General features: G+C 65.4%; 9 protein-coding genes. All 9 read right to left on the bottom strand.

Annotated features, from left to right (window positions below; genetic code table 11):
- A partial coding sequence (locus tag YU3_RS41555) for a hypothetical protein (RefSeq protein WP_210163533.1) occupies positions 1–186 on the bottom strand: 186 nt, incomplete at its 3' end.
- A 178-nt stretch (positions 187–364) separates the two neighbouring features.
- Positions 365–667: a hypothetical protein gene (locus YU3_RS0133440; protein ID WP_027170235.1), complete on the bottom strand. Its 303-nt coding sequence runs from the start codon at positions 665–667 to the stop codon at positions 365–367.
- Positions 668–724: 57 nt separating this feature from the next.
- Complete coding sequence (locus YU3_RS0133445) at positions 725–1048, bottom strand: DUF736 family protein (RefSeq protein WP_027170236.1); 324 nt, start codon at positions 1046–1048, stop codon at positions 725–727.
- 784 nt (positions 1049–1832) lie between these two features.
- Positions 1833–2369 (bottom strand): hypothetical protein, encoded by a 537-nt coding sequence (locus YU3_RS0133450; RefSeq protein ID WP_027170237.1) that lies wholly within the window; start codon positions 2367–2369, stop codon positions 1833–1835.
- Positions 2370–2566: 197 nt separating this feature from the next.
- Positions 2567–3076: a GNAT family N-acetyltransferase gene (locus YU3_RS0133455; RefSeq protein ID WP_027170238.1), complete on the bottom strand. Its 510-nt coding sequence runs from the start codon at positions 3074–3076 to the stop codon at positions 2567–2569.
- Complete coding sequence (locus YU3_RS0133460) at positions 3077–3361, bottom strand: DUF1778 domain-containing protein (protein WP_027170239.1); 285 nt, start codon at positions 3359–3361, stop codon at positions 3077–3079.
- A gap of 164 nt (positions 3362–3525) precedes the next feature.
- On the bottom strand, positions 3526–4467 hold the full coding sequence (locus YU3_RS0133465) for a DUF2493 domain-containing protein (protein WP_027170240.1): 942 nt from the start codon (positions 4465–4467) through the stop codon (positions 3526–3528).
- Positions 4468–4713: 246 nt separating this feature from the next.
- Positions 4714–5757, bottom strand: coding sequence for a toprim domain-containing protein (locus YU3_RS0133470; RefSeq protein ID WP_027170241.1), 1044 nt, complete (start codon positions 5755–5757; stop codon positions 4714–4716).
- Positions 5758–5769: 12 nt separating this feature from the next.
- Positions 5770–10218, bottom strand: coding sequence for a strawberry notch family protein (locus YU3_RS0133475; RefSeq protein WP_027170242.1), 4449 nt, complete (start codon positions 10216–10218; stop codon positions 5770–5772).
- Positions 10219–11265 lie beyond the last annotated feature (1047 nt).

An 11265-nucleotide genomic window follows, 5' to 3' on the forward strand; every position in this document is an offset into this window, starting at 1 on the left:
GCCAACACCATTGACTTCGATCTCATCCAGCAGCTCGCGCCTGGCGGTCAGTTTGTCCATCTTTGACGGCCGCTGCTTGCCGACGAAGCTGACCTCAAGCCCGCCAGACTTTAGGACGCACACCGGCTGACGGGTTGACTGGCTGCGGGAAAGGAAGCTTCGAGGCCCTGCGGCTGATCCGGCCAATCGTCGTCATTGGAGATTTCCCGATACCGCTTCCACGTGAAAGACGGGTCGGCAGTTGGAGTTCGATCGTGCGACCGGGATATCGACGAGGGTTGAGTAACTGGTGTTCGTATTGTCGGCATGCATAAAGGGTTGGCGATGGACCACTCCGTCGCCAGCTCTATGAATGGCAGCTATTTCAGAATTCAGGCCAGGACCACTCGCGCTGCCGCTCCGCGGCAGTGACCTTGTCTTCGATGAGTTTCGACGAGATTGCCGCCGACAACGGCATGAGGTCGAAGCCGCGTGCCAGGGCCGCCCGGCGAAGCTCCTCCAGCGTCTCGAACGCGTGGCGTTGGGTGCCAAGCCAGAGCGCGGGCTCGTCGGTTTCTTGGTGCGGGAATGCTTGCAGGAAGTAGGTTCGCAGCGGCGGGTCGTAGCCGATGACAGCGTCCGGATCCGAGCGGTCCGGTCCGGTGACGGTGATGGTGTAGCGGCTCATCGTAGCCTCCTGTTGGCGAGGGGAAGCCGGCCCCTTGCGGGGCCGGGCGCCGATGGCTCACTGCGGGTTGTTCCAGAGGATGACCTTCTTGTTCTCCTCGCCGCCGGGGGCCGGGGCGACATTGCCGAAGATCACGCCGATCTCGGGCGCCTCGATCTTGACGGAGAGGTATTCCTCGCCGGACCGCTGCGACCGGCGATACCAGCCGGCGCCGATCTCGAAGCCGGTGCGCTTGTTGAGGATGCGGTAATCGGGCGCTTCCTCGCTGGCCTTGGAGGGATTCGGGACGACGGTGATCGGGGCATTGACCCGGAGCGTGGCGAAGACGCCTTCCATCGAGCCGTCGGACTTGGTGGTGAGGTTAGCGATCGTGGTAGCCATGGTAGTTCTCCTTCGGTTGCATCGGGAACCATTCCCGATGGCGTCGAAGGAGAGGGCCGTCCTGCTGCGGTCATCTCGGCGCAAATTCTGGAAAATTCTATTTTCATAAAGAACGCGGGCAGGCCCTTCGCCTGCCTGCAAACCAAGAAACAGAAATCGAATTTTCCTGAATTTTCGTCGAGAGTACCCCGCCAGGGGTTGACCGCACAAAGCAGGCGGTCCTCTACAAAGGCGACATCAAAAGGGAATGGCTCGCGTTGCAACCGAAGCCGGGACGAACAGCGCTGGCCGCCTCGATCGCGACCCGCTGATCACCAGCCGGCGACCGCTGGAATGTTTCGGCCGATCCCGTCACCACCCTTTCCACCATCGTCCCTGACACCGTATCCCCAGCGCGAGCGGCTGGTTCCCGCAGCGTCCGCAGGCCAACGACTTTCGCCAATCGGAGTTTAGGTTTCGCAGCTTCGCCCTGATCCCGGCGAGGAGGCCACGTCGCCGAGATTGACGCCGCCTGATTGGGCCTTCGGGCTGTCGCCCGGTTGCCAAAGGCAAGTCGAGAAGGTGGCCCAGCCTCCTCTGGAGCACCGCGAAGCGAGCAGACGGCGCCGGCCTTTCCGGGGCCGGCTCGCGACTGCCGGACTCAGGGCAGCAAACAGCCGCGTAGCATCAGCTCTGACGGCTCAATTGGGACATGACGGCATCGGCTACGGTCCGCCGCTGCGATTTCACTCTCAAAATGCCTGTGTCAGGATGCCGCTGCGCGGCCTGGTCCGTCACGGCGGGTTCATACCGGTGTCATCGCAAGCTGCTCGTTCGGCGTCATGCGCTCGGCAAGCAGCTGCCGGAGTCTGGGGCTGGTTCGCGACAACACGACCCTCCAGTCCTCGAAGTTGTGCGTGGTTGTCACCAGCCAATTGACAACGTCGTAGGTGACGCAGGGCTTTTCGGCCATGGCGAGCCGCAACACGTTGAGGAAGGTGTCTGGGTCCTCACCGTCCCAGATCATCAGCCCGTAATCGGCACGCCGGGCCATCTCGCGGTCCTTCTGCGTTTGGGCGGACAAGCCGCTCGCGCCATTCGGCGGCGACACGGGATAGACGGCCCAGTTGCCGAGATTGTTCCGCGGCTCGTTGCCGGCACAAAAGACGCCGACATGTTCGTAGCCGTACCCTGCGAGAAGCGACTGCACTTCCATTTCGGCTCCGGGCGCGTCGCCAATCAGCACGCCGTGCTCGGCAGCGACTATTGCGCCGATGCGGGCGATGGCAGGTTCCGGTAGCTCGAATATCTCGCGTGATCCACCTATGAATATCATCGACATCGTGACTTTCCCTTCTCTCCAGCGTTCCCGCCCCGCCGGCCGCCCTCTCCCTCTGGCCCTGCGCGAGGGATCGTCACCCGAAGGCCAAGACGGCAAAGCCGGCGCGGGGAGCGGCGGACCGCCGCGACTAGAGCCCGGCCGGCCCCAGGCCGGCGCGCCCAGACCCTGCCGCTGGCGGAGGCGCTACGCGCGGGGAGTTAGTGGCCTTTGTCGGCCAGCCAGAGGCTGACGTCCTGGATCGAGCGCATGAGCACCGACGGATTGTCCCGCGCGGGAATGAAGCCCCAGCTCTGCCAGTAGCGCTCGGCCTCGGCGTCGATTGCCCGCACCACCACCGCGCGGCCGCCGACGATGTCGGCGCCGGCGACGCAGCGATGCAGCGCGTCCTTGACCAGGCCGCTGCCGATGCCTTGTCCGGCATAGCGGCGGTCGACGGCGAGTTGACCGATCAGCAGGCAGGGGATCGGATCGGGCGGGCGTCCGGTGCGGATGGCGCGCGGTGCGCTGTTTGGCTGGATCACGCCCGGCGCGAGGCCGTAATAGCCGACGACTGTTGCCTCGTGGTGAACGACCAGGACGCGGGTAAACCCGCGGGCCTGGTTCGTTCGCGCGAAGCCGGCCAGCCAAGTGTTGAGCGCCGGCTTGCCGCAATCGAAGCTGTCGAGGCGGTGCGCGTCGTCGAGGAGTTCGATGCCTGACAGCGCCACCTAACGGTCCCAGGGCGGGGACCGACGCAGTCGCTCGGCCGCCTTCGGCGGGGGCGCGGCGGCGGGGGCTGAGATCGCCTGCATGAAGGCGTCATAGGCTTCCGGGGACACGCGGATGACGGTTTCGTTGAGGATGGCCGCTTGCGCTTCGTGGAGTGCTGCGCGCCGCACGAACTCGGTGCGCGACAGGCCGAGCAGCTCCGCCCCGCGGTCGATGATGGTGAGATCATCGTCGCGAAACCGCATCGAGACGGGGGTTTCCTTCCTCGGGGCTGTGGTGGCCATAGTGCGCTCCTGTGCTGCGGACGTATATACGTTTGTGTAACGCGGAACGCAATACGACGTAGCGTTGGCGGCACGCTCCACCGCGTCGATATGATCTGCGGAGGCGGACGGCGCCGCGCTTCGCGCAGTCGGGTTTCGATTGCGGATGAGAGGAAAGCGGCGCTTCACGCGCCGCCCTCGGCGAACCGCCAAACGGGGATGCCGAGCCGACGGGCCTTGTCGGCAAGGTTGTTGGTGATGCCGGAGCCGGGAAAGACGATCAAGCCGTAGGGCATGACCGAGAGAAGCTGGTCGTTGCGGCGGAACGGAGCGGCCTTGGCGTGACGGTTCCAGTCCGGCTTGAAGGCGATCTGGGTGACCTTGCGGTTCTCGGCCCAGCAGGCGGCGATGCGTTCGGCGCCGCGCGGGCTGCCGCCATGGAGCAGGACCATGTCGGGATGCTTCTCGCGGGCCTTGTCGAGCGCGTCCCAGATCCGGTCGTGATCGTTGCAGTCGAGGCCGCCGGCGAAGGCGATCTTGGTGCCGGCCGGGACGAGCACCTCGGTTTCGGCGTGGCGGCGGGCGGCGAGGAAGTCGCGGCTGTCGATCAGCGCCGCGGTCATCGCCTGATGGGAAACCTTGGACCCGGTGCGCGGCCGCCATGCCGATCCTGTTTGTGCCTCGTAGAGGTCGGCGGCCTCGTCGCGCATGATTTCGAGCACGTTGCGGCGCTCGATATAGGTGATGCCCTCGGCAGTGAGCCGTTCCAACTCGACCGACTTCACCTCGGAACCGTCTTGCTCCTGCTGGCTAGAACGCTGGGCCTCCTCATTGCGATCGAGGCTGCGTGCGACGCGCTCGGCGGCACGGTGGAAGACGTTTGCGAAGGACCAGAGCAGGTCGTCGAGGTCGGGTTCGAGCCTGGTGTCGCCAAGCATGCCGGCGAAGGTCTCGACGATTCCGGCGAGGCCGGCCCGGATCACCTCGTCGTCGGGAAGTGGCCGAGGATCAGGTTCGTCCTGATGAGGGCGATGGCCGTACATCTGCAGTTCGAGGATGACACGGTCGGTCGGCGAAGAGGCGTGGTAGGGCTCGTGGGCGTCGTCGAAAGGAAGGTCGTAGGTCATGGCGTATCTCCGTCGGTTGTGACCGCGCCTATCGCGGCCTGACAGCGCATCCCGGCCGCGCCCCGGGCGCGGCCGCACCGAAGGCCGGAGCGCGAGCGGAGGACGGCGTAGCCGTTGCGGCCGTGAATGGGGGGTGGCAGGGTCGCCTCTCGGGCAGGCTGCGGGCGCGGCCTCTCCGGCGGACCGCCGCCATGCCTGCAGGCTATCCGGCGACGTCGCGCCGGCCACGCCTGCCGGCCCGGCCGGTCATCCGGGCGACAGGAACAGACGGGCATCCTCCGGGAGGAGCTGATCGCTGAGCCATGCCGCGAGATGGGCCGGGCCGAGATGGCGCAGATCGTCGTTGAAGTCGCCGAGCTGCGGCTGCAACGTCAGAGCGAGAATCCCGGCCTCGCCCGCGCGCTGGCTGAGACGTTCGATGCCATGCCGCCCAGCGGCGTCCGCATCGGCGGCGATGTAGAAGCGACGGCAGCCAGGCGGGAAGGTCAGGCCGGCGAGGTGATTGGCCGAGGTGGCGGCGGCGACCGGCAGTGCCGGCATCACTGTACGCAGCGAGGCCATCGTCTCGAACCCCTCACCGGCGGCCACAACCGGGCGTGGCGCACCGGGCTCAAGGCCAAGCCAGACGGCGTTGCCCAGGAGATGACCCAGTGAGCGGCGTGGATCGGCGAGTTGCGCCTTGCCCTGACCCGAGGGATCAAGCCAGGTGCGTTGCAGGCCGGTGATCTGCCCGTCGAAGCTGGTGACAGCGGCAATCAGGGCAGGGAGCGTCTGCGTCTCGCCGGTCACAAAATCCCGGTAGTAGCAGCCGGGATGGAAGCGCAGCGCACGCTCATGCGCGGAGAGCAGAATGCCGCGGCCGGCGAGGTATCGTTCGGCCGGCGTGCCAACGATTGGCTGAGACATGGCGAACAGGCGACGCGCAGCGTCGGGGGAGCCGCGTGCCGCGGCAGGCTGGCGCTGCGAGCCATTAGGCCGGGACGGTGGCAGGGGCATGGAGAGAAACCGACGGGCTTCGTCGGCGACTTCACGGAACTCGACCAGACCGCAGCTCTGCTCGATCACGTCAAGCAGGTCGCCATGTTCCCCGCTTTGCTCATCGACCCACTTCCCGGCAGGGCCCTTGGCATTTGCTTTCAGCCGTACATGCATGGAGCGGCCGCGCGTGTTGCGGACATCACCGACGATCCAGTGGTTGCCGGAGCGACAACCGTTGGACAGATATTCGCGGCACACCGCCTCGGCATGGTCACCAAGGCGGCGCGCCAGCTCGGAGGCCGAGCCGGTCACGATCGCCTCCATTCACGCTGCGGATGCGCGGTCGGTGACGCCGACCAGCGTGTGGCGATCGAGAAGCGCGGCGAGAATGGCGGAGCCATGCCCGCCCGTCGGGATAAACAGCCTGAGCTTCCAGGAGATGATTTCCGCGATCAGGCCGAGGGTCTTCAGCCGAGGGACCATCGCATCGGTGAAGCCGATCAGCTCCACGCGATAGTCGTTCATGACGCGGCTGCGGCGAAGAATCAGGCCATCGGCAAGCTGCAACCCGATCCGGCCCTCGATCAAGCCGGTCCATGCCTCGTGCGGAGCGAGTGTCGGCACATTGTCGATCCCGAGATTGCGCAACATGGTCGCGACCAGCGTCGGCGCGATGTGACGACCGATGATGCGTTCGCCGGCATCGGTCTGGATGCGGTAAACTCTGCAGTCATCGTCTGGCAGCCGCCGCCAGATCGGCAGCAGCAGGCCAGTGACGATGTGGAAGGTGCTGGTCGTGAATTCCGGAACGGCGGCGACTTCTGCCTGCCACAGCTCGCAGAACAGCCTTCGGTCGGCGGGCTGCCAATGAGTTTCGGCGAGGGCATCGAGACCGAAGCGCAGCTCGTCGGTCGGCCGCAGCAGGCGCACCCGGTGCTCTATCGTCCCGTCATCGAGCATCAGACTTGCCGTCGGCAGCTGGATCGCCGCGCGGCTTGACCGCGCGTTGGCCAGGAGAACCGACGGCGGTTCCGCGCGTGCGATCGCCAGTGCTTCGGACAGGCCGAGCGGGCGGATGCGATCCTTGCGTGCCACGGTCAGCACATGAGATTGCGCGCCGGAAACCGGATGCGTGTAGACTGTGCGGCGATCGGTGACGACGATGCTCTCCGCCGTGATCGTCTCCAGCCCTTTGTCATAGTTGCCGGCGGCGATGGCGCCCTCGACCTTTGCCGTCATCAGCTGCTCGAACACTTCGAACAGCAGATTCTGGGTTTCGATGCGCAGCGCCAGCAGCCGATTGAGCCAGGTCGTGATCGGCGGCAGCTCGTCGCGCAGCCCGCCTTCTTCGGTGGTCAGCGACAGGCCGGTGACCGCCTCGAAGGTCGTCAGCGAGCAGCCCTCGATCTTGCCCTGGTGCAGCAGATAATAGAACTGACGTAGCGCCGCACGGGCGTAGGGGCTTTCGAGATTGTCCTCGGATCGGAACAGCCCTGCGCCGCCCGTCTGGCGCTGGCCGCGGGTGATCGCGCCAAGCGTGTCGAGACGTCGGGCAATGGTCGACAGGAAACGTTTGCCGGCCTTCACATTGGCGGCCATCGGCCGGAACAGTGGCGGCTGGGCTTGATTAGTCCGGTGCGTCCGGCCGAGCCCCTGGATGGCGTTGTCGGCCCGCCAGCCGGCTTCGAGCAGATAGTGCTTGCGCAGTCTCTGGTTTTTCGCGCCGAGATCGGCGTGATACGAGCGGCCGGTGCCGCCGGCATCGGAAAAGACCAGTACAGTCTTGTCGTCATCCATGAAGCTCTGCGTCTCGGCCAGGTTGGCCGAGGCCGGGCGGTTCTCGACTGCGAACCGGTCGATGCTGTCGCGGCCGGTCTTCCTGATGATACGGCGCGAGCGCCCGGTCACCTCGGCAACGGTCTCTGTCCCGAAATGATGAACGATCTGGTCGAGTGCGCTGCCGACCGGGGGGAGCGAGGCCAGCCTTTCGATCATCTCGTCGCGCCGGCGCACCGCCTCGCGGCATTGGACCTGGTTACCGTCCTCGTCGTGGACGGGCCGCGAGTAGACGTTCCCCTCGGCGTCCGAATACGCCTCGAACAGCTGCGTCGGGAAGGAATGCACCAAATAACCGCCAACATACTCGCGGGGCGTGACATCGACATGGAGATCCGACCATTCCTCGGTCGGCATCTCTGCAAGCCGGCGTTCCATCAGCGCCTCGCCGGTCGAGACGATCTGCACGACGGCCGCGTGGCCGTCGGCGAGGTCCTGCCTGATTGCGCTGATCAGGGTCGGTGTCATCATCGAGGTGATGAGATGACTGAAGAAGCGCTGCTTGGTGCTCTCGAACGCCGAGCGCGCTGCCGCCTTGGCGTTGCGGTTCAGCGTCCCGGCGTCGCCGGTGATGTTGGCCGCCTCGAGCGCGGCGGTCAGGTTGTTGTGGATGATCTGGAAGCCGTCCGCATAAGCGTTGTAGATGCGGATCTGCTCCTCGGTCAGCGCGTGCTCGAGGAGCTCATATTCGACACCATCATAGGAGAGCGAACGCGCCGTATAGAGGCCGAGCGACTTGAGATCGCGGGCGAGCACTTCCATGGCCGCGACGCCGCCATCCTCGATGGCCGCGACGAACTCGGCACGGTTAGCGAAGGGAAAGTCCTCGCTGCCCCAGATGCCAAGGCGCTGTGCATAGGCGAGGTTTTCGACCGCGGTCGCCCCGGTTGCCGAGACGTAGACGACGCGGGCGTCGGGCAGCGCATGCTGCAGGCGCAGGCCCGCCTTCCCCTGCTGCGAAGGCGCGATGTCGCCGCGCTCGCCCTTGCCACCGGCGGCATTGGCCATCGAGTGGGCTTCATCAAACACGATGACGCCATCAAAATCCTTTCCGACCCATTCGATGATCTGGGCGATGCGCGACTTCCTGCCCTCGCGCTCCTGGGAGCGCAGGGTGGCGTATGTCGTAAAGAGGATGCCTTCGGCAAGGCGGATTGGCGTGCCTTGCCGGAAGCGGGAAAGAGGCTGGACGAGCAATTGTTCCTGGCCGAGCGCTGCCCAGTCGCGCTGGGCGTCTTCGAGAAGTTTGTCGGATTTCGAGATCCAGATCGCGCGCCGTCGACCCTGCAGCCAGTTGTCGAGGATGATGCCGGCGACCTGGCGTCCCTTGCCGCAGCCGGTGCCGTCCCCCAGAAACCAGCCACGGCGAAAGCGAACAGCATTCTCTGCGCCGTCGGGAGCGGCCGAGACGACGTCGCAGGTTTCGTCGACCGTCCAGGCGCTGGCGAGATGGCCGGAATGTGCCTCACCGGCATAGATCACACTTTCGATCTGGGCGTCGGACAGCAGGCCTTCGTCGATGATCGCATCCGGCAGTAGAGGCCGATAGGAAGGCTTCGGCGGCGCGACGGCGGCCATTGCGGCCGACTGGACCAGAGGCGTCGGATGCGGCTTGGCGCGCGGGATGTCGATCGACTGCAGCGCATAGGGCTCGTAGATCGTGTCGGTGAGCCCGCCGCCCTTCTCGGGCATCCAGTCGCGCAGCTCGTAGACAAGGGGGCCGGTAGGCGTGGCGTCTGGCACGACTGGTCGGCTGGGCTTTGCCCGGGCAATTTGACGGACCGGCCGGATTGTTTTGGCAGCAGTTGCCGTAGGTGCCGCTCCCGGCGCGGATCGCGTAGCCATCTGCATGGCGGCATTGCGCAGCATGCTGCTCGACAGGGCGCCGATGGAGTCCGGAAAGCCGTTCGGTGAACGGGGCGGCAGGTCGGAGATCCACGACAGCAGTGTCTCGACGTCAGCAGCCTTGCCCGGCGAGGCCGCGAAGCGGGACGGGTCTGCTGCGGGTACCTTATCGATGATCGTCAGGCGGGTTTCGGCCGTCGTGCCGTGGCGGGCATAGACACGGCCGTCGATCGCCGCCGTGAAGACGACCCTGCCCTGCTGCTGGAGCCGCTCGAAGGCGGGTCGCCATTTCGGGTTTTCGGGAGAAAGCCCGGTACCGGTGATGGCGACTAAGCGGCCGCCGGAACGCAGGCGGGCAAAGGCCGAAGAGAGGTGCCGCCATGCCGCATCGGCGACATGACCGTCGACATAGGCGCCGGCCGTGAAAGGTGGATTCGTCAGCACGACGGAAGGCTCGAAGGTGGTATCGAGATGATCGTCGATATGGGCTGCGTCGTGCCGGGAAACGGGAGCGCGCGGGAACAGCAGGCCGAGCAGATCCGCGCGGGTGATGGCAAGCTCGTTGAGGGCGAGCGAGGCTCTGGCAATCTCGGCATGGACTGCGAGCAGGCCGGTGCCGGCCGAGGGTTCGAGAACGACATCCGAAGAGGAGATCGCGGCCGCTTGAGCGGTGACGAAGGCGAGCGGCAGCGGCGTCGACAGCTGCTGCATGGCCTGGCTCTCGTCGGAGCGCCGTGTGTGGGTGGGAACGAGATCGGCGATGCGCCTCATCATTGTCAGAGTCGCCTCGGGCGAGGCCGATCGGGACAGGATCGCCGGTCCGAATCTGCGGATGAACAGGACCTGGGCAGATTCGAGCGCCTCATAGGCGTCCTTCCAAACCCAGAAGCCTTGTGCGTCGGTGCCGCCGAAGCTGGCGGTCATGGCAACGCGCAATGTCCTCGTAGTGATGGGCTTGCCTTGTTCAAGGAGAGGCAGAAGCTCCGTGGCCGCCTGGTGGATCGCTTGGGCCGTGTCGATGGCGTCGAATGCCGGCGCGTTAACGGAGGGGGCCGTCCGGGAGACGACCGCAGTGGTCGTGACAATGTTCATGGAGATGTCCTTCGAGCGAGAGTGTCAGCCTGCCGGATCGCTCTCTGCGCCCCCGGCAAGGCCGCACTCTCCCCGCCCCGCTCTCCCTCTCGCGACGAGAAGCGAGATGTAGCGAAGGGCTATTCAGGCAGGAAAGCTGCGGACTACCCAGCCGTGGGAGGTTTCGGCGGCGACGCGATTGGTGGACCGCCGCTCGCGACCGAAGTACTCTCTGGTTTCGGCGACCAAAGGCATTGTCGCCGCTCGACTTGTTTCGGTCGGCCGCAGCAGCGAAGCCGGAACTGGTGGTTCGATGAGTGAGGGAAAGGCGTTAGCGCTCTACCGACTCGAATACGCTTTGTTGTTTCTGTCGTGACCGCCCGGCTTCGAGCATCCGACGCGAGATCGCCTCTGCGAAGCGGAGCGCTATGATGCAGATTGAGAGTGGCATCGGGTGCTCCCAGCGACCCTCGCCTGCACTGGCGATCCACCGGTCTCTCTAGAGAACAGCAGTCCTGCAACTCTTGCTCGGCCAACTTCGATCATGTGCCCGTCCGGATCGCGAATTACTCCCATGCTTTTCCGGCATCCGGCTTGCTCGAGAGGTGTTGCTATCCGGCACCGACGCTGATGAGCGTGGGAAGCAAGCGGACTCATTACGAACCCCATCACACCGGCTGATTCATCATTGGCCTTAGATCGCGACGGGTAGGCTTAGGTGAAAGGTTGCACGGTTCCCGTGCGAACCGATCGCCCACATGCGCCCACCATGCGACTCGATGATTAAACGGGCAACGCGAAGGTCCATGCCCGTTGCACCAGGATCGGCTAACCGCGCCAGCGGGTAAAGCCTCGGTCTCACCCGTCAAGACAAGCGGCCTGCCTGCCACACGCAACACCTGGTCGAGTTCGTCTTATCACTGAACGGCACATCTTGCCTTGTGTGACAATGCGCTCTATCTTGCACACAAGACAGATGGAGTTGAACATGGCGACTGCGCGCGTACTGAAGCGGGGGGAAAGCAAAGTCTCTGCAACCAGGCAATCCGCGAGCCGATCGACGGCGGC

The sequence above is a fragment of the Mesorhizobium sp. WSM3224 genome, from assembly GCF_000427725.1.
Taxonomy (GTDB): domain Bacteria; phylum Pseudomonadota; class Alphaproteobacteria; order Rhizobiales; family Rhizobiaceae; genus Mesorhizobium.